This is a genomic window from Pseudoalteromonas sp. T1lg88 (assembly GCF_002964765.1).
GTDB lineage: Bacteria > Pseudomonadota > Gammaproteobacteria > Enterobacterales > Alteromonadaceae > Pseudoalteromonas.
The window spans coordinates 441,875-466,492 of the sequence record NZ_PQCF01000031.1; the positions used below are offsets into that span (position 1 = coordinate 441,875).

23 protein-coding genes are annotated in these 24,618 nt (G+C 50.7%); 10 read left to right on the forward strand and 13 right to left on the reverse strand.

What is annotated here, in order from left to right; all coding sequences use genetic code 11:
- Positions 1–12: 12 nt before the first annotated feature.
- Positions 13–996, forward strand: a complete 984-nt coding sequence (locus tag C2M34_RS11230) for a GlxA family transcriptional regulator (protein ID WP_105258804.1) — start codon at positions 13–15, stop codon at positions 994–996.
- Positions 997–1,086: 90 nt separating this feature from the next.
- Here C2M34_RS11230 and C2M34_RS11235 read toward each other — a convergent pair whose 3' ends face one another.
- The 4 genes from C2M34_RS11235 to C2M34_RS11250 all read right to left on the reverse strand — a co-directional run bounded on the left by C2M34_RS11235 (position 1,087) and on the right by C2M34_RS11250 (position 6,731).
- Entirely contained in the window at positions 1,087–2,535 is a 1,449-nt protein-coding gene (locus C2M34_RS11235) for an SLC13 family permease (protein ID WP_105214383.1), read from the reverse strand.
- A gap of 12 nt (positions 2,536–2,547) precedes the next feature.
- Positions 2,548–3,495 carry a porin gene (locus C2M34_RS11240; RefSeq protein ID WP_105258805.1) on the reverse strand — a complete coding sequence of 316 codons (948 nt, stop codon included), beginning with the start codon at positions 3,493–3,495 and terminating at the stop codon, positions 2,548–2,550.
- Positions 3,496–3,660: 165 nt separating this feature from the next.
- Positions 3,661–5,001: a sigma-54-dependent transcriptional regulator gene (locus C2M34_RS11245; RefSeq protein WP_105201587.1), complete on the reverse strand. Its 1,341-nt coding sequence runs from the start codon at positions 4,999–5,001 to the stop codon at positions 3,661–3,663.
- Entirely contained in the window at positions 4,998–6,731 is a 1,734-nt protein-coding gene (locus C2M34_RS11250; protein ID WP_158681436.1) for a sensor histidine kinase, read from the reverse strand. Before C2M34_RS11250 ends, C2M34_RS11245 begins: the two co-directional genes overlap by 4 nt.
- A 208-nt stretch (positions 6,732–6,939) precedes the next feature.
- Here C2M34_RS11250 and C2M34_RS11255 point away from each other — a divergent pair, with 208 nt between their 5' ends.
- A complete protein-coding gene (locus C2M34_RS11255; RefSeq protein WP_105201589.1) occupies positions 6,940–7,830 on the forward strand; it encodes an EamA family transporter in 891 nt (296 codons plus the stop codon).
- 30 nt (positions 7,831–7,860) lie between these two features.
- On the opposite strand, the gene C2M34_RS11260 is transcribed toward C2M34_RS11255, so the two are convergent.
- From C2M34_RS11260 to C2M34_RS11280, 5 genes are all read right to left on the reverse strand, one after another.
- Positions 7,861–8,802: a patatin-like phospholipase family protein gene (locus C2M34_RS11260; protein ID WP_105201590.1), complete on the reverse strand. Its 942-nt coding sequence runs from the start codon at positions 8,800–8,802 to the stop codon at positions 7,861–7,863.
- 60 nt (positions 8,803–8,862) lie between these two features.
- A complete protein-coding gene (locus tag C2M34_RS11265; protein ID WP_105214389.1) occupies positions 8,863–9,258 on the reverse strand; it encodes a DUF4019 domain-containing protein in 396 nt (131 codons plus the stop codon).
- A 78-nt stretch (positions 9,259–9,336) separates the two neighbouring features.
- Positions 9,337–9,783: a hypothetical protein gene (locus tag C2M34_RS11270; RefSeq protein ID WP_105214391.1), complete on the reverse strand. Its 447-nt coding sequence runs from the start codon at positions 9,781–9,783 to the stop codon at positions 9,337–9,339.
- A 51-nt stretch (positions 9,784–9,834) separates the two neighbouring features.
- On the reverse strand, positions 9,835–10,308 hold the full coding sequence (locus C2M34_RS11275) for a MarR family winged helix-turn-helix transcriptional regulator (protein ID WP_105214393.1): 474 nt from the start codon (positions 10,306–10,308) through the stop codon (positions 9,835–9,837).
- A gap of 2 nt (positions 10,309–10,310) precedes the next feature.
- Entirely contained in the window at positions 10,311–10,793 is a 483-nt protein-coding gene (locus tag C2M34_RS11280) for a glutathione peroxidase (RefSeq protein WP_105201595.1), read from the reverse strand.
- Between the two features lie 156 nt (positions 10,794–10,949).
- Between C2M34_RS11280 and C2M34_RS11285 the strand changes: the two genes are divergently transcribed.
- Both C2M34_RS11285 and C2M34_RS11290 read left to right on the forward strand, forming a co-directional pair.
- On the forward strand, positions 10,950–11,450 hold the full coding sequence (locus C2M34_RS11285) for a GNAT family N-acetyltransferase (RefSeq protein ID WP_105201596.1): 501 nt from the start codon (positions 10,950–10,952) through the stop codon (positions 11,448–11,450).
- A gap of 120 nt (positions 11,451–11,570) precedes the next feature.
- Complete coding sequence (locus C2M34_RS11290; RefSeq protein WP_105258807.1) at positions 11,571–12,764, forward strand: iron-containing alcohol dehydrogenase; 1,194 nt, start codon at positions 11,571–11,573, stop codon at positions 12,762–12,764.
- A gap of 5 nt (positions 12,765–12,769) precedes the next feature.
- Here C2M34_RS11290 and C2M34_RS11295 read toward each other — a convergent pair whose 3' ends face one another.
- Entirely contained in the window at positions 12,770–13,648 is an 879-nt protein-coding gene (locus C2M34_RS11295; RefSeq protein ID WP_105201598.1) for a LysR family transcriptional regulator, read from the reverse strand.
- A gap of 198 nt (positions 13,649–13,846) precedes the next feature.
- Here C2M34_RS11295 and C2M34_RS11300 point away from each other — a divergent pair, with 198 nt between their 5' ends.
- Entirely contained in the window at positions 13,847–14,545 is a 699-nt protein-coding gene (locus tag C2M34_RS11300; protein WP_105258808.1) for a cation transporter, read from the forward strand.
- Positions 14,546–14,597: 52 nt separating this feature from the next.
- Here the strand turns inward: C2M34_RS11300 and C2M34_RS11305 are convergent, their stop codons facing one another.
- The 3 genes from C2M34_RS11305 to C2M34_RS11315 form a co-directional block, all read right to left on the reverse strand.
- On the reverse strand, positions 14,598–16,004 hold the full coding sequence (locus tag C2M34_RS11305; RefSeq protein ID WP_105258809.1) for an InlB B-repeat-containing protein: 1,407 nt from the start codon (positions 16,002–16,004) through the stop codon (positions 14,598–14,600).
- 190 nt (positions 16,005–16,194) lie between these two features.
- Positions 16,195–16,587 (reverse strand): hypothetical protein, encoded by a 393-nt coding sequence (locus C2M34_RS11310; RefSeq protein ID WP_105201601.1) that lies wholly within the window; start codon positions 16,585–16,587, stop codon positions 16,195–16,197.
- A gap of 157 nt (positions 16,588–16,744) precedes the next feature.
- Positions 16,745–17,764 carry a M24 family metallopeptidase gene (locus C2M34_RS11315; RefSeq protein ID WP_234398806.1) on the reverse strand — a complete coding sequence of 340 codons (1,020 nt, stop codon included), beginning with the start codon at positions 17,762–17,764 and terminating at the stop codon, positions 16,745–16,747.
- 691 nt (positions 17,765–18,455) lie between these two features.
- Here C2M34_RS11315 and C2M34_RS11320 point away from each other — a divergent pair.
- The 5 genes from C2M34_RS11320 (at position 18,456) to C2M34_RS11340 (ending at position 24,594) form a co-directional block, all read left to right on the forward strand.
- Positions 18,456–19,025 (forward strand): hypothetical protein, encoded by a 570-nt coding sequence (locus C2M34_RS11320; protein ID WP_158677874.1) that lies wholly within the window; start codon positions 18,456–18,458, stop codon positions 19,023–19,025.
- Positions 19,026–19,041: 16 nt separating this feature from the next.
- Complete coding sequence (locus C2M34_RS11325; RefSeq protein ID WP_158681437.1) at positions 19,042–20,586, forward strand: S8 family serine peptidase; 1,545 nt, start codon at positions 19,042–19,044, stop codon at positions 20,584–20,586.
- A gap of 549 nt (positions 20,587–21,135) precedes the next feature.
- Positions 21,136–22,347, forward strand: coding sequence for a M24 family metallopeptidase (locus C2M34_RS11330; protein WP_105258811.1), 1,212 nt, complete (start codon positions 21,136–21,138; stop codon positions 22,345–22,347).
- Between the two features lie 268 nt (positions 22,348–22,615).
- Positions 22,616–24,238 carry a sensor histidine kinase gene (locus tag C2M34_RS11335; RefSeq protein ID WP_105258812.1) on the forward strand — a complete coding sequence of 541 codons (1,623 nt, stop codon included), beginning with the start codon at positions 22,616–22,618 and terminating at the stop codon, positions 24,236–24,238.
- 17 nt (positions 24,239–24,255) lie between these two features.
- Positions 24,256–24,594 carry a GNAT family N-acetyltransferase gene (locus tag C2M34_RS11340; RefSeq protein ID WP_105258813.1) on the forward strand — a complete coding sequence of 113 codons (339 nt, stop codon included), beginning with the start codon at positions 24,256–24,258 and terminating at the stop codon, positions 24,592–24,594.
- Positions 24,595–24,618: the final 24 nt, after the last annotated feature.

The window sequence follows — 24,618 nt, forward strand, 5'->3', positions numbered from 1 at the left end:
AAGTCACAATTAATGCAATTATTGCCAACTATGCGTATAGGTCTTGTTGTTTACCCCGGCTGCATCCCCTCGGGCCTGATGGCCTTTGCCGAAATACTCACCGCGTGCAATCAGAGAACGCAGCAACGCACCTTCGAATGTGTCTTTACCAGCGTCGACGGCACCCCCGTCACCCTGACCTTGGCCTCTCAGGGCCCCAGCATCACTATTGAGCCCCAAACCAGCCTTGCCGAGGGCCAGTTTGATGCCCTTTTATTGCCTGGCTTCTGGGCCAGCTCGGAGCAGGATTGCGCAAAAGCGCTGGCGGTAAATCGCGAGCTGATCGACACGCTCAGTCGGCTGGCGTCAACGACCCAGCTCTGGGGCTACTGCTCCGCGGTGTGTCTGCTGGCCGCCAGCAGGCAGCTGGAAGGCCGCCGCGCCACCGCCACCTGGTGGTTAGCCCAATACCTTAGCACCGCTTTTACAGGCGTTAATTGGCAATTTAACGACACCCAGGTAGAGGACCAAGAGTTAATCACCGCCAGTGGCGTACAGGGCTATCTGGCCATTGCCAATACGCTGATCCAAAGTCATTGTGGCGCCGCTATTCTCGCCGAAATCAATAAACTCATGGTGATCGCCCGACCTCAAAAAGCCGCCTTGCCCTGGCAGCGTATCGAGATGATAAAATCAAAATCGCCAGAAGTGGCACGTGCCTATCGCTGGGTTGAACAAACGCCGGCGCAGGATTTAACCCTGAACAATTTCGCCGCTGCACTGAATATGTCGACCCGCACCCTGGCGCGGCGCATCGCTAACGGCACGGACGCATCGGCGGCGCAATTTATGCGTTTGGTAAAAATTCAGCAGGCGTGCGATCTCATCACCTACCAGGGTTTGTCGGTGAAGGAGGTAGTAGATCGATTGGGCTATGGCGATGAAACCTCATTCCGGCGCACCTTTAAGCAAGTTACCACCCTAACTCCGGCGCAATATCGCCAGCTGATCGCCTAAAACAACGTCCTAAAATCAAGCAATAAAAAAGGCCGCTAGGCGGCCCTTGGTTAGGAAAGATTTTTCTCTAAAGTCTGTTAACCATAGAATTTAGAAGCCCAGCACTAAGGGGGCCAGGGTTAAGGTCACCAGGGTGATAAGACCAATTGCTATTAGGTTCAGCGCAAAACCGGCGCGTATCATGTCTTTGATCTTGAGCTCGCCTGAGCCAAAGACGATGGCATTAGGTGGCGTGGCCACCGGCATCATAAAGGCACAACTGGCAGCGATGGCTGCGGGGATCACCCACACCAAAGGCGTGCCGGTAATGGACTCGGCCACCGGGCCAAGCAATGGCAAGAAACCGGCGGCGGTCGCGGTATTACTGGTGATCTCGGTTAAGAAGGTGATAAGCGCGGTAACGATTAAAATCCCCAATGCCAGTTCCATGGCCCCGGCGCCACTGAGCATATTGGCAATGTAGTCGGCCAGGCCCGATGACTTAATCTTGGCCGCCAGGGTTAAGCCCCCGCCGAACAACAATAAGATCCCCCAAGGCACCTTGGCGGCGCTGTCCCAGTCAAGAATACGCTCCTCACTGTCTTTTTTGGCGGGCAAAATAAACAGCAACAGCGCTGCGGCAATGGCAATACCGGTGTCGGAAATAGCCAGCCCGGTGGCCTTGGCCAGCAAGGGGCGCAATACCCAGCTGACGGCGGCGAGTGCAAACACGGCTAATACGCCTTTCTCCGCGCGAGACATGCTACCCAGTGCTGCAAGCTGTTGCTTAAACATGCCTCGGGTTTCAACCTGGGCCGCAGTTTTATCCACCTTGTACATCACCTTGGTGAGCCACAGCCAGGTCAAGGCCAGCATTACCACAGACAGCGGCACACCAATCAACATCCAAGTGGCAAAACCAATTTCTATGTTATAGCTGTCGGCCAAATAAGCGGCCATCAGCGCATTAGGCGGGGTGCCGATCAGTGTGGCAATACCGCCGATACTGGCTCCATAGGCGATAGATAAGAGCAGCGCCTTGCCAAAGTTATCGCACTCGCTGCCGTTATCGCGCAATAAATGAACGACAGAAAGCGCTATGGGCAACATCATCACCGCAGTGGCGGTATTCGACATCCACATGGATAAGAACGCAGTAACCAGCATCATGGCCATGATCTGGGTGCTGGGTTTGCTGCCCGCCAACAACAAAGTAGTTAGAGCAATACGCTTATGCAGGCCCCAGCGCTCCATCGCGATGGAAAGCAAGAAGCCACCTAAAAACAGATAGATAAGCGGATGCGCATAGGGCGCGGCTACGGCCTTAATGGAGGCAATATCGGCCAGGGGTACCACCACCAAAGGCAACAGGGAGGTCGCCGGAATGGGCACCACCTCGGTGACCCACCAAGAGGCCAGCCACACGGTTAAACCTGCTGTGCGCCAGGCCGCCACCGACATGCCGCTCGGCGGGTCGATTAAACAGGTCAGCAGCATCACCAGAGGCCCTAGCCATAAGAAGACCAGGCGATTGATTTTATTTGGTTTGTTTTCGGTCATTTGTCGCTCCCCTTAGAACATATACTTTAGACCCAAAGCGGTGCTGGTGTCATCGCTGGTATCGAGTTCCAATTGGCTGGCAAGGAGATAAAAGGTGGTTTGCTTGTCGACCACGTAGTCGACGCCCACCGTAAACTGCTCGGCATCGCCCTCATGGCGCAGGCCACTGTCATCGCGGCTGTATTGCAACTTGGGCTGCCAGGCGTCGCTGAGCCAGTAGCGCGCACTCAGTACCAGGCCATCGCCCTCTTTATCGCCGGCCAGGTTTTCACTGCGCTGGACGATGGCGCCCAGTTGCAGCTGCTGCCAGCGATAGGCGGCCGTTACCCGAGAGGCCTGTAAATCACCCAAAGCATCGGAGTAGCTCAAGGCAACAAAATAAGGGGTGCGCTTAAGCGCACGGTCGCCATAGCTTAATAGCGCCGCAACACCATTGTCTTCGCTGTTGCTGTCATCTTTAGGAACCCAGGTTACCGCCACCGCCCAAAGCCCAAACTTCGGCGTGCTGTAGGTGATGCTGTCGCCAACCCGAGATTGCCCGGCCAATACCTGAGCGATATCGCCCTGGGTTTCGTTAAACTGATCAACCTTGCCCTCGGAGTATTTAAAGCGGGTGTCGTTGCGTCCCACCAGCACTGTGCCATATTGAGATTGCACGCCGACATAGGTGTTACGGGCGGAAAATGGATCATTGGTTGAGTCGCCATCAAACCCCTTCACCTGTACCTCGTATTTAAAAACTAATTGGGTGGTGTCGTTGAGGGCATGCTGACCCTTGACGCCGATGCGCGAAAAAGGTGCATCTATCTGGGTGCCTTCCTCGGTATAGCGCATCACCCCTTTGTCGGTGTGGGCAATCTGCACCTCGGCCTTGCCATAGATATCATAGTCGGCCGCGTGGGCCGTGGTGGCTCCGGCCATAAGCATGGCGGCGCTGGTAAATGTAAGTTGTTTTATCATTGCTGTATCCTACTTGTTGTTAACAAAGACACATACAAAAACCTAACCAACTTTTTAAAACGCTATTTTACAATGACTTACCAATAAACCAGCGAAAAAGACCAAGATAAATGTGCGGATTTCCGCACACAGAATTACGTATTTATCACCAAACCCACACACAGCTTAGGTGTACATGGTGCGCTGTAGTGCATACTTGGCCATCTTGTCGTACAAGGTTTTACGCGGTATCTGCAACAAGGCCATCGCCTCTTTAATACTGCCTTGACTTTGCGCTAGGGCATCCTCGATCAGTGACTGCTCGTAATAGGCCACCTTTTGCGCCAGACTTAACACTTCCTGCTCCTGGGTGCCAACGGATTGCTGCGCCAACTGCTCTCCCAGCAGCAAGGTGCGCTCGGCATGATTACGCAGCTCGCGCACATTGCCCGGCCAGTCATACTGCATTAACCGACCACGCAACTCCTCACTGAGCGGCTGGGTAGGCTTATGAAAGCGGGTCGCAGCAATGGATAAAAAGTGCTGATACAAAAGCGGAATATCCGCCTTACGCTGACGCAGCGCCGGGATCGGTACCTTCACCAGATTCAAGCGAAAATAGAGATCGGCGCGGAACTGCCCGGCATCGACCAGGGTTTGTAAATCCACCTTGGTGGCGGCCACCACGCGAATATCCAGCTCAATGCCCTGATTGCTGCCCACCGGCGTCACCTGGCGCTCTTCCAGCACCCGTAGCAGTTTCACCTGCAAGCTTGGCGACATGGCCTCGATTTCATCTAAAAAAACCGTGCCGCCGTTGGCATAGGTAAACTTACCCTCGCGGGCCTGATTGGCGCCGGTGTAAGCACCACTGGCGGCGCCAAACAACTCGCTTTCGATCAATTGCTCGGGAATGGCACCACAGTTAATGGCGACAAAGTGATGTTTGGCACGCTGACTTTGCTCATGCAGATAACGGGCGACCAGCTCCTTGCCGGTGCCGGTTTCCCCTTCAATAAGGACATCCGCCGGGGTGTCTATTACCGCATCGAGTAACTGCATCATCTGCTGCATTTGCTGGGTCTCGCCCAAGATTCTCACCCCGGGGGCCGATTGTTTTTGCACCTGGCGTTTTAATTCGCGGTTTTCCAACACCAGGGTGCGCTTGTCCAAGGCGCGCGCCAGGCAATCGAGCAGCTGCTCGGTAATCGGCTTTTCAAAGAGATCATAGGCCCCCAATTGCATGGCCTTCACCGCGATACTGACATCGGCATAGCCAGTAAGAAAGATCACCGGCAGCTCGGAGTCGAATTGCTGCACCTGCTGCAAAAAGCTAATGCCATCCATATTCGGCATACTGATATCGCTAAGCACCACCCCGGCGAAACTGCGATTAAGGCTGTGCAAGGCCTTGGCGGCATCGTCAAAACATTGCACCCGATAGCCTTCGAGTTCGAGCAATTGTTGCAACGAATGACGAATGCTGGCTTCGTCATCAATAACGTAAATGGTTTTTTCTCGGCTCATAGCTGTGGCTCTTGTTGGTGCAGGCTAAGCAAAAACTCGGCGCCACCATCGTGGTGATTATGAGCGCTGAGATTACCCTGAAAAGATTCGATAATTTGTTTTGAAATTGACAACCCCAAGCCTAAACCATGTTCCGACTTGGTGGTATAGAAGGGTTCGAAAATGGTGCTTAAGGCATGTTGGTCGATGCCAGGGCCATTATCGATAATGGACAAGTACACCTTGCCCTCCTTGCTGCTCGCCTCCAGGCGCAGCCATTTATCCTGAGCGTGCTCCATGGCCTGACAGGCATTGGAGAGCAGATTTACCAACACCTGCTCAAACTGATAAGGGTCGACCCACACGGGTACCTCAAGTCCGGACTCCTGCACGCTGACATGGTGTTTTTTAAGCTCGGGGCCAACCACCAAGAGGGCGTTTTGTACGCTTTGTTGTAGCGAGATGCGTTGCATCTTCACCGGACGCTTTTGACTGAAGGATTTAAGTTGGGCTGCAATGGCGTGCACGCGGCGGATCAATTGCTCAATCAATTGCAGGTTTTCCATCGCCTTATCCGGCTCGGCGCGCATCAACAGGCGCTTGCAGGCGGCCACATAAGCACTCATGGCACTAAGCGGCTGATTGATTTCATGATTCACACTGGCGCTCAACTGACCTATGGTCGCCAGCTTGGTGGCGCGAATAAGCGCGTCCTGCGCCTGCTCCAACTCCTGGGTGCGCTCCTGCACCTGCTCTTCCAGGGAGCGTTGGCTAAACAAGAGTTGCCGGTAGCCAGCGACCTTGACCGAGAGATATTCGATCAACACTATCAAGAGTAAGAGCAGCAACATGGCTAGTCCAAGGCGCGCCGCATGCACCTCATTAAACGGCACTATGGGACTGAGCATCAAGAGTCGGTAGGAGGTATCCGCCAGAGTCGAGCTACTGACCAGATACCTGCGCTGCTTGGTGATCAACTGGCCACTGGGCTGGGAGTCAAACTGAGGTTGGTCCGACAACCAGCGCCAATCAAGGGGATTAATGGCTTGCCCTAAAAACTGCTGTGACTGTGCGACTTGCTGCTGCTTCTCGGCGCTAAGCGCTTTGCTGGCGCGCAATTGCCAGTCGGGATTATCGGAGAGCAACACCACCTCATTGGCATCAAGCAGCGCAAAATGGCTTTTTTCCCCCGTATCCAAACGGGCCTTATCGGTTTCAAATTTACTGGCGTTGACCTTAAGCGCAATTACGCCTCGACCGCCACCAACAAAATCCACCGCCTTGGAAAAATAAAAACCGCGGCGCATGGAGCGTTGCCCGAGGGCAAAATCAATCACGGTTTCGCCGGCCATGGCCCGGTCAAAATAAGGACGAAAGGCAAAGTTATTGCCCTTATAACTGTGCGGCAGATGTGAGTTGCTGCTGGCTACCACTGTCCCTTCGGCATTGAGTAGGTAGATATCGGAGGCGCCGCTGGCCTGTTGCACATCGCTTAGATAGCGGTCGGCAACGTTGCCTTCTTGAGCACTTTTAAGGGCCTGTTGCACTAAGGTGCTCTCACTTAAAAACGCAACGATAGTGCTATAGCGGCCAAATTCGCTTTGGATATAATCCTTCAAAGCCGAAGCATGACGGGCGGTACGCTCCTTATTTTGCTCCAGTAACTGCTCCTGCGTCAGGGTATGGGTCAGCCCAAGGCCGAGCACAAACAAGAGCCCATAAGCAGCAAACTTTATTAACTGATGCGACACCCAATTCTCCTGCGGCGAAAACCAATAACGAATCTCGCAGTGTAACAATGCAGCCGCCGCAAGGGTAGTCCAAGGCCCTGTTCGACCCAACATCATCCCAGAGTAAGACCAAAACCAATAAAAACACGACCAGTGGCGCTTTGCAGTATTTACCCAAACAAGGTGCTTAGCTACACTAGCGCCACTTCATTAAACACGGGTTTTCAACATGTTTTTTGCTCACCACCGTGTGCTACTGACCGCCATAGGCTGTGTTTTACTGGCCATGGTTACCATACAGTCCGGCGCTTCCATCGCTAAGCAACTGTTTCCCTTGATCGGTCCCGAGGGCACCACGGCGCTGCGCCTGGGGTTTTCGGCCCTGGTTTTGTGTCTTGTCTTTCGACCTTGGAAAGCCCTGCCCCAGGGTCAGCAATGGCGTAGCATTATCGTTTACGGCCTGTGTTTAGGCGGCATGAACATCGCCTTCTATTACGCCATCGAACGTATTCCTTTGGGCATAGGCGTGGCATTGGAATTCACTGGGCCACTGGCGGTGGCCCTGCTGAGCTCAAAACGTAAACGGGACCTGCTGTGGGTCGCCTTTGCCATTGCCGGTATCATTCTGTTATTGCCGGAAATCGACGCCGAGACCGGCCTAGACCCTGTGGGTGTTGCCCTAGCGCTTGTCGCCGGTGCCTGTTGGGCTGGTTATATTTTATTTGGAAAACGCACAGGTAACCAAAGCTCCGGGGGACGCACAGTGGCCTTGGGCATGACGGTAGCAGCCTTTGTGTTGGTGCCTTACGGTGCCGCCCATCAAGGCATGGCGCTACTGAGCTGGGAAGTTATCCCGCTGGGCTTTTTAGTGGCGATTATGTCCAGCGCCCTGCCTTATACGCTGGAAATGGTGGCGCTGCGCAATATGCCGGCACAGGGCTTTAGCGTGATGATGAGCATGGAGCCCGCCATTGCCGCGCTGGCCGGTTTTATGATCCTCAGCGAATTACTAACGCCACTGCAATGGCTGGCCATCGCCCTGGTGATCATCGCCTCCATCGGCAGCTCGATGCAGCCAGAGAGCAAGAGCGATAAGGAAGCAGAAGCATCACACACCTAGGGCTTAGCCCAAGGGCTTAACCCTAAGGCACTAAGTTTTGTTGGCTAAACGCTGACAGAGCGCATCAAGCTCGGCCGCACTTGTTTTCAGTAGCCTGGCGGCCTCGGATTTTAAATTGGCGATGTTACCCCGGGTGACATCGTCCATATCATCAGAAGCAATGTCCAAAGTGGTTTGCAAGCGATAGTAGTTTTCCCCGAGCAGCTTATCCATTTGATAGTCGGCGGCATCCGCCACCCCATCAAAAATACAACTCAGCAAAGGAGCCACCCAACCTGCCTTGCCCCAATCCTTGGCATCGCGCAGCTCTATGGGACGATTAAGCTCGCCAGTGCCGATAGAGACAAGCAGAAACTCCTTTTCTTCGGGGAAAATGCGCTGCGCCTCGGCATAGGCCGACACCGAGGGCGAGTTTATAAACACGCCGCCATCGACCAGGGCGCGCTTGGCACCATCAACTGGGATATGAGCGGGTTCAAAATAAGTGGGAGCAGCGGAGGTAGCCCGCGCCGCATGGCGCATCAGTACGGTACGATGCTCTTGACGCCAACTCTTTAAAAACAAAGGCTTGCGGTTATGAATGTCATAGCTGGTAAGCAGTAATCGGGTCAGCGACGCCCCCAGGGGCTCATCGTCAAAGTAATGCTTAAGCAGGCGCTCTAGGCCAGTATGGCTATAGGTTTCATCGAGCAGTCCACCGACCGAGGAAACACCTCGCCACAAAGAGCGTGAAAATATTTCCTTACCGTGCTGTTCATACATATCCGCAAGCGCCTGGGCACTGTATTGCGGTATCCCCTCACCGTTATCCTTACCTAGGCCCAAAGCGAGAATTCCCCCGGTCGACGTGCCGGCGATCAGATCAAAGCACTGGGCAATGGGACGACCAAGCCGGGTTTCGATTTGCGCCAACACTAGGGCGGGAAGCAATCCCCGAATACCACCACCATCAATGCTGAGTATCGCCTTCATGCTTCCTCCTTGATTTGTTTACGCCTGGGCCTAAATAGGCTTATTTTTGAACTGCAGTGGCTACTTGATAAAGTAACCCACCGGGCGCCAATGCTCCTGAGTTTTACTCAAAGTCAGGGTTTCCACGGCACCGGCTTTATTGGCAAACTCGGTGTTAAATTGCAGCACCAGGTATTCGCCTTCAGGGGCGCCTGGCAAAGAGGTAAAGTTTTGACGGCCCAATTCGGTGCGGCTGATAACCTTACCCAAGGGCGCGCGCACCGCCTTGATAATATCCCGCCACTGCTCCTTGGTAACCTGCTCCTGAAAAAGCGCACCCGCCTCATCCCAGCTTTGCCCATATTGACCTGCATCTATACCGCCTAACCAGGATTTAGCCACTTCGACGCTCGGCGTTTGCCCGGCCCAACTTAGACTGGTCACCATCAGGCTTAAAATTAGGAATAGTTTTTTCATCATAAGTCCTTTTTCTTTAAGGTTAATTTTCCTTATTAACCTTAGCTTATTTTGCCGCCTTGTAGTGGCGCGCCGTCATTATTCTTTGTAGGTCAGGCGCTGCCCGGGCAGTCTGAGCGATCCAGAACTGGTCGCCAGCGCACATAAGTACAGGGCCAAGACAAGATCCACCATGCCACAAAATTCTGGCCACCAGGTGGGCGTGCCGGCATTACTAAAGAGACTATCGTGAAAGAAGTCATAGCCAGCGTGCAAAAACATCCCGAGCCCCACCAGCCACCAACGGACAGGTGTTCGACTTTTAATGGCCCACCCGGCGAGCAGAAAAAAGACCACGGCGGTGGCCGCTTCATAGAGCAACGCCTGAAAGTCCATGGCCCAGAGAGCAAAAAGCCAGTAATAAAGGGGGAAGCTGGCAAGCAACAGGGGATAACCCTTTCGACTTGCCCAAAGCCCACGCCGTGCGAAGGTAATCATGATGATAAGGGCCACAGCCAAACCAATTAATAGCCAGACGCTGTTCATAAGCGAGTGCTCATTCAATGTAATTGGCTAAAAACATATCATATTTTTCATTTAGTTAAATGACAGATTCAGGTCATTCCTTTCCAGCAGGGCAATAAACTCATCGAGCTGCTGGGCCAGCTGCGTCAGCGCTGGCCGTTGGCATTCTAGGCCCTCACTGAGTGTTTCCCGCCATTTTTTTGCCTTGGGTGCCAGGGCTATGCCCTGCTCCGTCAAGGCAATCTGCAATTGCCGCTCGTCCTGTTCACTGCGCACTCTGCTGAGCAAGCCAAGCTGCTGCATGCGCTTTAATAAAGGCGTTAGAGTGCCCGAGTCGAGATGCAAACGTGAACCCAGGGCCTTTAAGCTTAAAGGCAACTGTCCCTGCTCGTTAGCCTGCCACAATACCAGCAATACTAGGTATTGGGGGTAGGTGATCCCAAGGTCTTTCAGCATCGGCTGGTAACCGCGGATCACCAGCCGAGAAGCGGTATAGAGCTTAAAACACAGCTGGTTTTGCAAATAGAGATCCTGATCCATGCTCATGTTTAGCTCGCTAGCAGGGCTTCGATGTCGGCGCGGATCGCTTCGGGCTTGGTCAGTGGTGCATAACGCTTTAACACCTTGCCGTTTTGGTCGACCAGAAACTTGGTAAAGTTCCATTTGATCTTCTTGGTGCCCAACAGGCCCGGGGCCTGAGCCTTGAGGTAGTCAAACAAGGGATGAGCACCCGCGCCATTAACGTCTATCTTGCTCATAATGGGGAAAGACACGCCATAGTTCAGCTCGCAAAACTCGCTGATCTCGCTATCGCTGCCCGGCTCTTGCTCGCCAAACTGGTTGCAAGGGAAACCTAGCACCACCAGCCCCTTGGCTTGCAGGTCTTTATATAGATCATTTAAGCCCTGGTATTGAGGCGTAAAACCGCACTTGCTCGCGGTATTGGCGATCAACATCACCTTACCCTTAAAGCTGGATAAGGCCACCTCTTCGCCTTTGTTATTGGTCGCAGAAAATTCGTAGATAGACATAAGAAACCTCATTTAGATTGTGCGCAATATAATTGATCAAAATTTAGTTTACCACAAGAAGAGTCTCAGCTAGCCCGCTAGAATGATTAGCTATTTAATTGAAGAGGTATGATATATGCTCGGTTTCTTATGTTTCTCAATAAATTAGGTTGATTCATGAAGTTAGTCACCCCTAGCCTGGAGTTTGCACAAAGCTACCGCGACTATATCGCCGAGTTGGGCGATGAAGAGCGCTATCCTTTTCCACTGGATTTTGAGCATCAGGATTTCCCCGCGCTACTGGCACGGCTGGATGAATTTGCCAAAGGCATAAACCTGCCTGAAGGCTTTGTGCCCAGCTCAACCCTGTGGTTGGTCGATAAGGGTGAAATCATCGGGGTCACCAATATTCGCCATACCCTCAATGAAGCCATTGCTCATTGCGGTGGCCATATTGGCTTAAGCATTCGCCCCAGTCAACGCGGGCTTGGTTTGGGCAAGGTGCTGATGGCCAAGTCCATTGCGTTTTTGCAGCAGCGCCAGGTCAATGAGGTGCATATCCATTGCTACAAGGATAATCAGGTATCTGGCCAAACCATCATCGCCTGCGGCGGCCGGCTCGACTCAGAAATAGAGGTCGGCGATAAATGCGTGCAACGCTATCTGGTTAGGCTCTAACTCATTTCGGCGCAAACCTGCCACCCTAAGTGACCTCCTGGCTTCTGCTCTGGTGTTTAGTACCTAAATTTGCTTTTATTAAGAACAGGCTTTTATTCAACAAGTTAGAACAGAGGAAACATGGCTGTTAAACACCTTTTCTATCGGACCTATCACCTGGGTTTACGCCTGGCGGCCATGCTCTTGCCCATTCCCGAGCCCCATGTGTTTTATGGTGATAAGGCCATTGAGCAATGGCTGGCTCACTTGTGTGCGCAAAAGTGTAAACGCATCCTGCTGATAAGCGACCCGGGTGTTATCGCCCTTAATTTACATGCCTCTTTGCAGGAGCAACTAATTGCCAATAACATTGAGGTGACTATTTTTAGCGACCTTGGCGCCAACCCCAGTATCGAACAGATAGAGCAAGGCGTGCGCTGCTACCAGGCAAACCAATGCGACACCCTGTTGGCCATTGGGGGCGGCTCGGCCATGGATTGCGCCAAGCTTATCGCCGCACGTATTGCTCGCCCCAAAAAGTCGTTACGACAAATGCACGGGCTGTTTAAGGTGTTGCGCACCTTGCCCCCTGTGTATGTTGTCCCCACCACCGCAGGCACCGGCTCCGAGGTGACGGTAGCCGCCGTGGTCAGCGATACCGAACGCAAGCTTAAGTTTTCCATCAATGACCTTTGCCTGGTGCCCAAGGGCGTGTTGTTTTTGCCCGAGCTCACCACAGGCTTACCGCCGGGGCTAACGGCCAGCACAGGCATAGATGCGCTTACCCATGCTCTTGAAGCCTATATTGGCATCAATGCCAGCGCCTATACGCGTGGTAAAAGTGAAAAAGCCGTGGCGCTTATTCTCGGCGCGCTGCCCAAGGCTTACAACCAGCCTCACGACCTAGGCGCCCGCACCGACATGCTCTGGGCCGCCATGTTTGCCGGTCAAGCCTTTACCCGTACCTCGGTCGGCTATGTGCATGCCATCGCCCATCAGCTAGGGGCTTTTTACGGCCTAGGTCATGGCCTAGCCAATGCTCTGGTGCTTAGACCCATTTTGGATTTTTATGGCGATAGAGTCGATGCCAGTCTGGAGCAATTAGCAAAGCATACTCTAGGCGAGCAAAGCAGTGCCGCCCAGTTGCGCGATAGAATTTATGCGCTGCTGGATGAGCTGGCTATCCCACACAGCATTTCAGATTTAAAAGCCGAGGAGATCCCTCTAATTGCCAAGCAAGCACTGGCGGAAGCGCACCCGGATTACCCTGTACCCTGCTTTATGACACAACAGGAGATGGAAAACCTGCTGCATTCGCTGCTGCCGCATGCTTAGCTAGCCTAGCCCTCACTTAAATAGTCCTCCAGCTGTTCGGCCAGCCATTGGGTCAAGCCGCCAAGCTGACTATAGCGATTTTGGATCATGCCATAGGCCTGGCGCTGCATCGCTTGATCATAGTTGAGCACCTTCACACTGCCATCGCGCAGATAGGGGTTGATCAGCACCGAGGGCACATTGGAAAAGCCCGTGCCATCGAGCACCGCATTGCGCAGATGCTCATAAAACGGCAGGGCAATATAATTACTTGAGGCTGGTGACACGGCGCGTAACCCCTCATCGTCTATGGTCGCCAAGGCAAATTCGGTATAGCGAGCCAAGTCAGAGCGAACAACCTGAGAGAGCTTACATAGGGGGTGATCGCTTTTGGCCACCGTCATCATGCGAATTTCCCCCAACTTAACATGATGAGTGTTCGGCAAACGGTTGCTATGAGGTAATAAGCAATAGGCGATATCAACCATATTCTGCTCCACCATATCGTTAAGCTCCGGCGGCGGCGCCATATACACAGACACGCTGGTGCCGGGAAACTGCACACTCATATCATGAATAAGCTGGCGCCAATAAGACTCGGGCAAGGCATCGTCCCGAGCGATGCGCAGAACAGACTCAACCCCCTGCAAATGTTGCTGACAGCGCCCGGAAATATCATTGGCTATCATCACCATACGCTCACAATCGTTCTTGATCACCTGGCCGATATTGGTAAGCATCACCTGATTACCACTGCGCTCTAAGAGCTCAACGCCAAGCTCATCCTCCAGCGCACTTAATGACGAACTCAAGGTGGTGCGGCTTTTCCCCAGCCGCCGCGCGGCCTCGGCAATAGAACCCGACTCGCTGATGGCGAGAAACATTTCCAACTGGCTTATTTTCATCAATTACACCCGCACAAATCCATTGAAATCTAACTAGTTTGCAGCCAAGGCAAAAAGAGCAAAATAAAGCCATGGCAACCAGCGCCGATAATATCGTCGCTCAGCGATTATGGGAATAGCCAAACCCACTATAAAATCTAAGCCAACAAGTAAAACGCCAGCGATAGCTGACGAAAAATTGCCAAAATAGAGGTGGGTATGTCGTGCAGTATTTCTTTAGAGAAAAAATTATTAACCTTCTCTACCGCGTCGGCCTTAGTGTTTGCCCTTATGGGCATAGGCCTGGGAGTCTGGATGGGCTCACTGGTGATCCTCTTCGATGGCGCCTACTCGCTGGTTAGCCTGTTTCTAACTCTTATTTCCCTGGCTGCCGCCGGGTATATCCGCTCCCCCAAGGCTGGTCAGCATAATGTGAATATCAACTTGATTGAGCCGGCGGTGATCGCCTTTAAGGGCTTTGCCATTACCCTGATGTGCGGCGCCTCTTTTATCTCGGCGGTTTTGGCCATTTTAGCGGGAGGCCGCGAGGTAGATACCGGACTGGCATTAGTATTCGCCGTGATCAACCTTGTCGGCTGCCTGGGCACCTATTGGCTGCTTGCCAAACGTGGCAACCAATCTAAGTCGGCACTGATTGAGGCGGAATCGAAACAATGGTTGATGGACTCGGTGATCAGTGGCGCGGTGATGGCGGGATTTATTGTCGCCTCCGCGCTGAGCTATGCAGGACTGGTAGAATACGCCGTGTTTGCCGATCCTGTAATGGTGATTATCGCCTCGGTCTATTTTACCCTGGTGCCACTGAAGATGATGCAAGGCGCCCTGCGCCAGCTAATCACTGTGTACCAGCAAAACGACGAGGCTATTTTTGACCGACGCATGCAAAAGACGGGGTAAAATAACCCCGCCTTGTTGGTATAACTTTTAGCCTAGAAGCTAAGACTAACGCTTAGTTACAGGCTGCACCCACGCATTGAACATCGCCATCGTAATACACAGACGTCAGCTTAGTATTTGCCGTTAAGTCCAACGATGACAAGGGGTTATTGTTTAGATACAGGGTATCAAGCTCTGGGTTATTGGCCAGATCAATGCTGGTCAGTTGGTTATCGTTAAGGGTCAACGAGGTAAGCGCTGGGTTATTGGTCACATCGATACTAGTCAATTTATTGTTCTCGATATTAAGATCGTAAAGCTTCTGGTTTGCAGCCAGGTCTATCTGAGTAAACAATTGATAACCCAACCACAGGCGCTCTAAGTTTTTGTTTTGACTTAAATCCAACTCCGACATAACACCGGGGCGCGTCTCGTTCATATCAATAAAAAGACTGGTTAGCTGAGGTAATACGGATACATCGATTTGCATCAGTTGCACATTGCCACTCAAAGAAACGGTTTCAAGCAGCGGATTGTTTGAAAAGTCTAGACTGCCCAATTGATTGCCTTCAGCATACAGCGTTTTCAGGTTTGGGTTATGAGCAAGGATAAGATCAGTGAGCAGCATGGCACCGACATTCAGTGAACTAAGGGATTCGTTCTGCGATACGTCAATCTCTGCAATGGCATTGGCGCCAACACTTAAGTAGCTTAACTGGGTATTTTGGCTGACATCGATCGTCGTCAGGTTATTCCCATACACACTGAGGTTTTCTAGTATGGGGTTATGACTGATATCAAGGTGAGTCAACTCATTATAATCGGCGTCTATCCAGGTTAAATATGGATTATTGGTCGTGTCCAACTCGGTGAGTTTGTTTTGATCAACTAACAGATTACCTAATCTGGCATTTGCCGAGATATTTAAACTACTCACCCCTGAACGGGTTAGATTAAGAGTTTCCAAATTTACTAGATACTCAAGCCCTTGCGTTGAGCTCACCGCTTGATCCATGCAATTAAGAATATAGACCTCATCGGCATAGTGATTACCTTCAACATTGTCGTCGTTCTTGCCTTGCGCGCAAGCCAGTAAGGTTTCATCGGCTATAGCTGTACTTAGTTCAATGCGCTGGGCAAATGTGACTGTTACTTCACAGTTAGAAGTCATGGCCTGTGAATAGGCAGTGACGCTGTCCGTGCTGTTCTTTTGTTCAATGCTAAGTTCAACACCACACCCGGTGAAGCTTTCCAGCAAATAACCTTCATCTGGGGTCACGGTAAATACGGCCACCTGTTCGTTAGAATAGCTGCTGTCATCCGTGGTAACCGAGCCGTTGCCATTGATATTAATGCTAACCGTATAAGACTGTACAACGGGTTGAGGTTCAGGATCACTTGAGCCACCGCCGCCGCACCCCACTAACGCCAAACTCAAGATCCCAGGTGCGAAAAGCGTTGTTTTTGTTTTTTTAATCATAATGCCGTTAATTGTTAATCATTTGTATGGTGCAATTTAAATAATTGTACCCGACAAATCAACGAGCAAGGCATAAATAAGCTAAGAAGAGAGAGCTTTTTTGGATAGGTACTAATATTGATTAAAAGTTAAAGCCTTTGCATAAACTCACTGCTCAAGACTTCTGTTCTGATGATATCCAACTTGCAACTTACTTCTGCTGGCGAGCTAAATACCAATTAGCCAGCGCCACTCCTAACACAAAGCAAAGCATAAAACTCAAGCCCAAACCTACGATTAAGTTTTCATCTCTATCGAAAGCCTTCAACATTAAACCAATTGAAATTAAGGGAATAAAGATCACTTCCTTGATGCGTAATTTCCTGGCCGATAGCCACCGAAATAGAATTGCGCCGACACTTCCATATAAAAAGAAAACAGCCGGTAGCGCACCAGGGTAGAATACCAGCTCCCCACTAAAATAACTGATACAGACATAACCGACTAAAAATATGATCAGATATATAATTGATTTCATCGCAACTTCCAGGTGTTCATATACTGCCAATGCAACTATCTTGGATTGGTAAAAGAGTGAGGGCATTCAGCCTCCTTGTCAGTAAGTTTAGAAAAACAAAAAAGTTCATTACCCTAACCGTCACTCTATTATCTCAGCTTAGCGCCAACAGCGTTTTTTCAGCCCCCTAAAATAAACTGCTGCGGCGCCTGGGTCAGGCAATCATAACCATTTGCCGTCACTACTATGTCTCTTCTAGACGCACGCCACCAAGGCCCGGGATATAAATGCCCGGCTCTATGGTGATCACATTACCGGCTTGCAAGCGGTAATGCTCGCCTGGCTTCAAAAATGGAATTTCGTGCAAGAATAAACCCAGGCCATGGCCTAGCCCTTCCCCGGCATATTGGCCAAACGGACTGGCTTGCAGCACCTCATGGGCTTTGGCATTAAGCTCATGGGCGCTTATTCCCGGACGCACCGCATCAAGGGCAGTGCGCTGGGCGTTTTGTACCGTATCGAAAATCGCCTGCTGCTCTGTGCTAGGCTGCCCCCATACATAGCTGCGGGTCATATCCGAGCGGTAGCCCTTCACCACGGCGCCAAAGTCGATGAGAATAAAGTCGCCCTCAGCCAGCTGCTTCTCCCCGGGATTACCATGAGGCAAGGCGCTGCGCTCACCAAACAGCATGATGGTGTTGAATGAGGTGCCGTTAGAGCCGCGCAATTGCATCTGATAATCCAGCTCAATGGCCAGCTCACGCTCTGTGATACCAGTTTTAATTTGCGTTAACGTATGTGCCAAAGCACTGTCGGCGATGCCCGCAGCCTGACGTATGCAAGCAATTTCATCCTCGTCTTTTATCCGCCGCAAGGACTCAACCATATCGGTTCTTGGTGTGAGCGCGGCGGCGTTCAATTCACTAGCTATACCCTGCCACTGCGCCACGCTAAAGTGCGCCGCTTCAAAGCCAATGCGCAGATTTTTGCCGCTTAGTCGCGCAATACAGGCGCCCAAGCTTTCATTATCACGGTCCCGCTGCACCACCTCGATATTCCGGGTTTCACTCAGGGCGCGCTGGTAATAGCGATAGTCGGTGATCATCATCACCTTTTGCGGCATCACCAACAGGGTCGCGGCATTGCCGGAAAAGCCACTAAGATAAGCGATATTCTCAAATCCCTGTACGATCAGCAGTTCATCGCCCTGCGAGAGCATAAGATGTTGTAGTCGTGCCAAACGCGTTAAAAAAACCTGACTCATAGTTAAATATAAACCCTTGTAAGAAGACCCTAAAAATGAAGTAAAACGGCTGTTACGGCTAATGCTTTTCTCAATTAAGGCGCTGACAGCGCCAAGCGCGCCTTTACGCTATCAATATCTCAGCAAACCCAATTTAAACAAAGCATCATAGCTTCTTTTTAATTTCGCTGCGGCAGGTAAAGGTGATGGCTCACGCCTTTAGTTTTCTATAACGTCTGCGATATACAGGAGTGTTCCTCTATTGAGTTGCAGACAATATCCAAAGGCTTAAATGATGTCATTTCCTAAAACGACACACAACCTCTTCGTTATCGCAGCGGATATGCAACCTGGCTCAAATGTTAAGTGACTGATACTAATAAAATAATAGAGTTTATATTCTAACAACAGTAAAAAGTATTAAATGCCAACGCCTGATACAGAACAGTACAAATTAACACCATTTAGCACATGTGTTTCGATGCCAATTTAACACCCTGTTAACACTGATTTTTTAATTCCACCGCGCTTTCTCCCGCCCCATTTCCAATACTTTGCGCAAAGAGCGGGCGTTGTAATCAGATGGCGAATGCTCTACTAATTTTTGTAGGCAGTAAATCGCTGCTTGTCGGTAAAGCGCCTGAATGGCCTTTTGCACAACAAGCGGCATCACATATAAAAACAAAAATCTTAAATTTTTGGGGAAGGTCCAATGAAATCAACATATCTAGGATTACTCATACTTGGGGCAATGACCACGTTAAGCGGTTGCGCCAAGCTCGATGGCCGTGTGGCGGTCGGCGGCACCTTGCACTCGCAAGGCGGTGACGGCAAGGCGGTCTTTACCGCCCATGCGGCACGCTGTGATGGCGACATTAACGGCCGCGTAAATTACCAGGATAAAACCGCCATCGATTGGCAACAAGTCGGCGGCGTAGCATTTAGAGCCAGTGTCTCTGGCGCCGGCTTATGCAGTGTTGACCCTGTCGACCCAGATGGTCTTGAGGATGAAACTCAACATTGCAAACAAGATATCTGTACCGAAGGCATGTTCCAGGTTGAGTTTAATTATGACTCTACCAACCCAGGTGCGCCCGGCGAAGGAACAGGCTTTGCCTGCATGATGGATATCGGCGAGGGGATCAACTCGGGCTTTGGTGCCAATGGCATCTTAAATGTGATGTTACTCGAGTCTGGCCCGTATGAGGGTTATCACAATGCCGGAACCATGAGCGGTAACGTTCAAGTACAAGATTGTCCATCAAGCGATGACGACGCCTAAACGCAAGGAGCCAAAAATGAAAGCACTAAAAAATAAAACCCTACTTGCGGCGAGTATCGCCACCCTACTGAGTCTACCCGCTGCGGCCGCCGAGCCACTGCGCATGGTCCTAGAGGTCAACGCCAACGACTTTGATAGCGTTAAATCACAGCTTGTTGCGCAAGGCATTCAAATAAATCGCGAACTATCAGATTTGGATAGTCTGGCGATCACCCTAGATAAAAGCCAGCTTGGCAATGTTTCCGCATTAAAGGGCATTCAGGCATTCTATCCGGACATGCCGCGAAAGCTGATGTCTGAGGGCAGCACCCAATTTATTCCCTATGGCCTGCCCATGGTGCAAGGTGATCAAGTAAGCTACCAAGGCGGCCAGAAGGTGTGCGTAATTGACAGCGGTTATGGCTTAAGCCATCCAGATCTGCCTAGCGCGGCTGTAACAGGTGCCGAAGACGGAGGCGCTGGCGTATGGTATGAAGACCCATTTGGTCACGGCACCCATGTTGCCGGCACCATAGCGGCCGTGAACAACGACATCGGCACCGTGGGCTTGGTCTCGGATCACTCCCTTGATATGCATATCGTCCGCGTATTTGCAGGCAATGGTGCCTGGGCTTATGCCTCGGATCTGGCTCATGCCATCAATGAATGTGAGCAAGCGGGCGCCAATATCATTTCTATGAGTTTAGGCGGCACCTTCTCTAGCCCTCTTGAGGAACGTGCCATCGCCAAGACCGCGCGTAACAATGTGCTGATGATTGCCGCCGCAGGTAACTCGGGCCAGCCGAGCCACAGCTACCCAGCTTCATACGACAGTGTGGTTTCCGTAGCCGCTATCGATAGCTCTAAAGGTCATGCGTCTTTCTCCCAGCGCACGAGTCAGGTTGAGCTCAGCGCCCCTGGCGTGGATGTTTTCTCGACCGTTCCTCAGGGACGAGGTGCTCGCTTTAATAAGTTTAATGTGGTGCAAGATGGCCTAAACGTGCTGCACTACTCAATGGAAAACTCGGGTATAGGCAGTGTCACCGGCGAACTAGTGGATTGTGGTCTGGGTACCGAAAGCTGTGGCGATGTCACAGGCAAAATTTGCCTAATGGAACGGGGACAAATCCCTTTCTTTCAAAAAGTGGACCAATGTGAAGCCGACGGTGGTGTAGGTGTTATCGTGCGCAATAACATGCCAGGTAAATTGATCCCCATGATCAATCCAACCGACATGATTGCCGGAGCCGTCACCTACCAAGAAGGTCAGTTGTTGATGGATAATCTTGGTAAAGAGACCACAATTTCATCGGCAAACTTCCCGGATCACGATCTAATGTCCGGCACATCCATGGCAACCCCTCATGTATCCGGCGTCGCTGCTCTGGTATGGAGTAATTTCCCCGAATGCTCTGCAAATGGTATTCGCATGGCGCTTCGTGCCTCGGCGCAGGATCTGGGTGAGTCGGGCTATGACTATGCTTATGGCTGGGGTCTAGTACAGGCCAAGGATGCAGTCGACTATCTCAAGGCCAATGGCTGCCAGGTACCGAAGGGCAACCTAAAAGGTGGTCAAGGCTAAAGGGGTTCGTTTCATTCCTTTATAATCGTTACTTTAAGCGCTCCTAGTGAGCGCTTTTTTGTTTTTTAGGTAATTTAATCTGAGTTCTGCTTCTTGTATCTCAATGGATATACCCTCACTGGATTGGCATTTATTTCATGAGCAAAAGCTGGCCCTTGGGCCTAGGCTGAGCACCAATATTAACCATACCCTTTTATTACTCAGGTAGGCGATGCCGTATCACCAAAAGCGCTGAGCAGTCATCTTTTTGATACATTAGCTCAGGCGGGCGCAGAGTATGTGGCCCTACGCGTTGAGGCGATACATCCTTCCCAGAGGTTTTGCCAGTTATTTAGCGCAGACCACACACACTTATCGCAAACCGGTTGTGTGTATCGCTGCATACAGTAAAGTGCTGTGCCAGCGGCTTGGTTACACGCAGCACTGAGGACTGACTCAAGTGGCAACAAGGAGCAAGCTGATAGCAGCAAGTATTAACGAACAACCCACTGCGATAAATCTCGATGCATTTTGCATCTCGCGGTTTCAATAAGTAAGGAGCTAGGCGCAATGAAAGGCATTGGCTATCAAACTCAAGAACAAGCACTGGCGCAGCTAAGCGACATGACCACGGATATTAAGCCCATTGAAGAGGTGGAGTACCGCACCCGAATAGCCAAAGCCCAGGCCTATATGCAAGCCAACAGCATAGACGCCGTCTACCTTAATGCCGGCACCAATATGACCTATTTCACCGGCTTAAAATGGTACGCGAGTGAGCGTTTGGTGGGTGCCCTTCTTCCTGCCCAAGGTGATATTGCTTTTATCGCCCCGTTTTTTGAAATTGGTTCGCTGCGCGACTACCAGGTGATTGATGCCCCCATTCATGCATGGCAAGAAGAAGAAAATCCCTATGAACTGGTGCGCGAGGTGATGACGCAACTGGGTTATGGCGACACAGCTACTTTGGCCATAGATGAAAGCGCGCAATTTTTTATTGCCGATGGCATCAAAAAAGCCGCGCCCAATTACACCCTGATTAATGGTGGCGAGGTGACCAAGCATTGCCGTATGCAAAAATCAGCCAATGAACTAGCGCTGATCCAACGTGCCATGGACATGACATTGGAAGTACACAAGGCCGCGGCATCCATTCTTTATGAAGGGATCAGCACCCGCGAGGTGGAAGCCTTTATTAATACGGCGCACAAAAAAGTAGGCGCCGTTGCCGGTAACTATTTCTGTATCGTACTGTTTGGCCAGGCCACCAGCTTTCCCCATGGCGTAAAGGACGCACAAACCTTAAAACAAGGTGACATGGTGCTGATTGACACAGGCTGTCAGCTTAAAGGTTATTTAAGCGATATCACCCGCACCTATGTGTTTGGCGAGGCCACCGAGCGCCAGCGCATGTTCTGGGAAATTGAAAAGAATGCCCAGCTTAAAGCCTTTGCCGCAGCGCAGGTAGGCAACACCTGTGGTGACGTCGATTTGGCCGCACGCAGCTACCTTGCCGAGCAAAACCTTGGCCCGGATTATCACCTACCAGGCTGCCCGCACCGTACCGGCCATGGCATAGGCTTAGATATTCATGAATGGCCCTATCTGGTTAAAAACAACCCGCAGGTGCTGGCGCCGGGCATGTGTTTCTCGAACGAGCCCATGCTGGTGATCCCGGGCGAGTTTGGCGTGCGTTTGGAAGATCACTTCTATACCACGGAAAAAGGCCCGGTGTGGTTTACCGAGCCGGCACACAGTATCGATAACCCGTTTGGGCTTTAAATATAAAACCAAACACCTATGCAGCACTTTTCTGGTGCTGCATTTTCACCACTAACTCCTTACCTTGTAGATATAAATCCGGGAGTTTATAGACCTACTTTGGTTTGCTTTCTCACCGCTATCAAGGTCTGAAGAATTAGCTGGAACACAGCAGTTCGCCTGCATAAATCTCACCCCTCCATAACAAGAACACGCAGGGCCAAAAAAACTTCACCTATACTAAGAATCACGGGTTAAGCTTTATATTAGTTACGAGCTGAATTGATCCATGAATGAAAAGCAATATCACAAGTTTCTTAGTTTCAAATACTTTGAATATATTATCGGACTGTGTTTAACCTTATTTATAGCCGCATTAGTGTTTGTGGTTTTAGCGTTTGTCAGTAAGAGTGAGCAACAAAAAGGCTTGGAGCAAAACTTTAACCTAGTACGGCTCTCTCAAGAACTACGCTTGAGTTCAGATCAACTCACCATGATGGCAAGAGCCTATGCTGCTACATCGAATCCCAAGTTTAAACAGTTTTTTGAACAAATTCTGAGTATTCGCTCCGGCGAGAGCCCCAGGCCTAAACACCTCAACAGGGTGTACTGGGACATGCTTATGGTGCTCGATGGGTCACCCCCCTTCCCCAGTGGCGAACCTAAATCACTGCTCGACCTACTCAAAAAAAATGGCGCGTCCGAGCAAGAGTTAACAGCCCTGACGCGTGCCTATGAGCAAAGTGAATCTTTGGTGCTATTAGAAAACCAAGCCTTTGATTTAGTGCGCCAAGGTAAAAATCAAGAAGCGTTAACAATCTTATATAGCGAAGCCTATCTGCAAAGTAAGGTACGCATAATGAGCCACATCAACGAATTTTTATCTATTCGAGAACAAAAGCTGGACGAGTTTATCGCTTACTCTACGATGAAACTCAACGTCTATTATTTCGCTGCTGTGGTTTGCTTTTTATCCCTACTTTGCGTCCTCATTTTCTTCTACAACGCCCGTTCACGCATACGCAAAAACATTATTTCCTTTTTGAATTCTGAAGTAAAAAATCAAACCAACGAGCTCGTATCAAAAAATAACGCGCTCTGTGCCGCAGTATCCGATCTTGAGCGGGTACAAGCCAGGTTGGTTAACGCCGAGAAGTCGGCAACCTTGATGCGCCTTATTCCAGGGCTAGCGCATGAGATAAACACGCCAGTTGGCATTGCCGTGACCGCATCAAGTAGTCAGCTTCTTGCCCTTGAAGAGGTCAAAGCCTGTGTTAACGAGAATAAATTAGCCAAAACATCCTTACTTGAATCAATTGAAAGCATAGAAAATTGTGCGAATTTAGTCGGTAACAGCGCCAGTCGCATCAGCAATATAATGACCAAACTAAAAGTGATTACTCAGTATGGATTTGACGAAAAAGCACAAATGCTCGTGCTTGCAGATGAAATACGCGACTGTGTTGAAGACGCGGATAACAAAGGGATGGATGTAGAGTTAGACATCGATGTCGATGAACACATTCAAATTGAAGCACCTCGATTTTTACTGCATCTGCCTCTGGCTATCTTGATAGAAAATTCTTTTAACCATGCCTTTGAGCATCCATCCACCCAATATAAATTACACATTCAAGCCAGTTTAACTAATCAAGAGCTAACAATAAGGGTTTGCGACAACGGCTGTGGTATTCCTGATGCTATAAAAGGCAACCTGTTCGATACCCTTGTTGTCGGTAACCGCGATGCAACAGTTACGGAGCTGGGCTTGTGTTTAGCACATGAAATTATTAGTCAATATTTTTGCGGAACGCTGGAATATGAGTCGCACAGTGAAGGAGGCGTATGCTTTGCTATCACCATGCCACTTGATGGCTTCAGGCAATCTGCAGCCAAGGAAAATGGCGAGTAACAAGCGAGGAAGGTTCAATGAAAGGATATCGAATCAGTACAAACCATGAAGACCTGGATTTCGAGGTAATCTATCAATTCATTTCGCAAAGTTATTGGGCCATGGGCATTCCAAGAGCGACATTTGCCTATCTGGCCGATGTATTTGTAGTCGAAGCGCATCGCGGTAAAGGGCTGAGCAAATGGCTTGTAGAGTCGATTGTTTCTCACCCGGATCTACAGGGGTTAAGGCGTATGGTGTTGGCCACAAGAGATGCCCATGGTTTATATGCTCAATATGGTTTCAAAGGGATAGAGAACCCGGAAATACTAATGCAGATTTGGCAACCCGATATCTACAGCGAGCAAAAGGCTTAGCCTCCCCCATAAAAAACCCACGCT

Excerpts from the sequence above, each read along its gene's own strand:
- C2M34_RS11230 (WP_105258804.1), top strand. The coding sequence starts at position 13 with ATGCAATTATTGCCAACTATGCGTATAGGTCTTGTTGTTTACCCCGGC.
- C2M34_RS11295 (WP_105201598.1), bottom strand. The coding sequence starts at position 13,648 with ATGAAAATAAGCCAGTTGGAAATGTTTCTCGCCATCAGCGAGTCGGGT.
- C2M34_RS11280 (WP_105201595.1), bottom strand. The coding sequence starts at position 10,793 with ATGTCTATCTACGAATTTTCTGCGACCAATAACAAAGGCGAAGAGGTG.
- C2M34_RS11335 (WP_105258812.1), top strand. The coding sequence starts at position 22,616 with ATGAATGAAAAGCAATATCACAAGTTTCTTAGTTTCAAATACTTTGAA.
- C2M34_RS11235 (WP_105214383.1), bottom strand. The coding sequence starts at position 2,535 with ATGACCGAAAACAAACCAAATAAAATCAATCGCCTGGTCTTCTTATGG.
- C2M34_RS11310 (WP_105201601.1), bottom strand. The coding sequence starts at position 16,587 with ATGCCCTCACTCTTTTACCAATCCAAGATAGTTGCATTGGCAGTATAT.
- C2M34_RS11300 (WP_105258808.1), top strand. The coding sequence starts at position 13,847 with ATGTCGTGCAGTATTTCTTTAGAGAAAAAATTATTAACCTTCTCTACC.
- C2M34_RS11340 (WP_105258813.1), top strand. The coding sequence starts at position 24,256 with ATGAAAGGATATCGAATCAGTACAAACCATGAAGACCTGGATTTCGAG.
- C2M34_RS11270 (WP_105214391.1), bottom strand. The coding sequence starts at position 9,783 with ATGAACAGCGTCTGGCTATTAATTGGTTTGGCTGTGGCCCTTATCATC.
- C2M34_RS11330 (WP_105258811.1), top strand. The coding sequence starts at position 21,136 with ATGAAAGGCATTGGCTATCAAACTCAAGAACAAGCACTGGCGCAGCTA.
- C2M34_RS11285 (WP_105201596.1), top strand. The coding sequence starts at position 10,950 with ATGAAGTTAGTCACCCCTAGCCTGGAGTTTGCACAAAGCTACCGCGAC.
- C2M34_RS11260 (WP_105201590.1), bottom strand. The coding sequence starts at position 8,802 with ATGAAGGCGATACTCAGCATTGATGGTGGTGGTATTCGGGGATTGCTT.
- C2M34_RS11265 (WP_105214389.1), bottom strand. The coding sequence starts at position 9,258 with ATGAAAAAACTATTCCTAATTTTAAGCCTGATGGTGACCAGTCTAAGT.
- C2M34_RS11315 (WP_234398806.1), bottom strand. The coding sequence starts at position 17,764 with ATGAGTCAGGTTTTTTTAACGCGTTTGGCACGACTACAACATCTTATG.
- C2M34_RS11255 (WP_105201589.1), top strand. The coding sequence starts at position 6,940 with ATGTTTTTTGCTCACCACCGTGTGCTACTGACCGCCATAGGCTGTGTT.
- C2M34_RS11305 (WP_105258809.1), bottom strand. The coding sequence starts at position 16,004 with ATGATTAAAAAAACAAAAACAACGCTTTTCGCACCTGGGATCTTGAGT.
- C2M34_RS11290 (WP_105258807.1), top strand. The coding sequence starts at position 11,571 with ATGGCTGTTAAACACCTTTTCTATCGGACCTATCACCTGGGTTTACGC.
- C2M34_RS11240 (WP_105258805.1), bottom strand. The coding sequence starts at position 3,495 with ATGATAAAACAACTTACATTTACCAGCGCCGCCATGCTTATGGCCGGA.
- C2M34_RS11275 (WP_105214393.1), bottom strand. The coding sequence starts at position 10,308 with ATGAGCATGGATCAGGATCTCTATTTGCAAAACCAGCTGTGTTTTAAG.
- C2M34_RS11325 (WP_158681437.1), top strand. The coding sequence starts at position 19,042 with ATGAAAGCACTAAAAAATAAAACCCTACTTGCGGCGAGTATCGCCACC.
- C2M34_RS11245 (WP_105201587.1), bottom strand. The coding sequence starts at position 5,001 with ATGAGCCGAGAAAAAACCATTTACGTTATTGATGACGAAGCCAGCATT.
- C2M34_RS11320 (WP_158677874.1), top strand. The coding sequence starts at position 18,456 with ATGAAATCAACATATCTAGGATTACTCATACTTGGGGCAATGACCACG.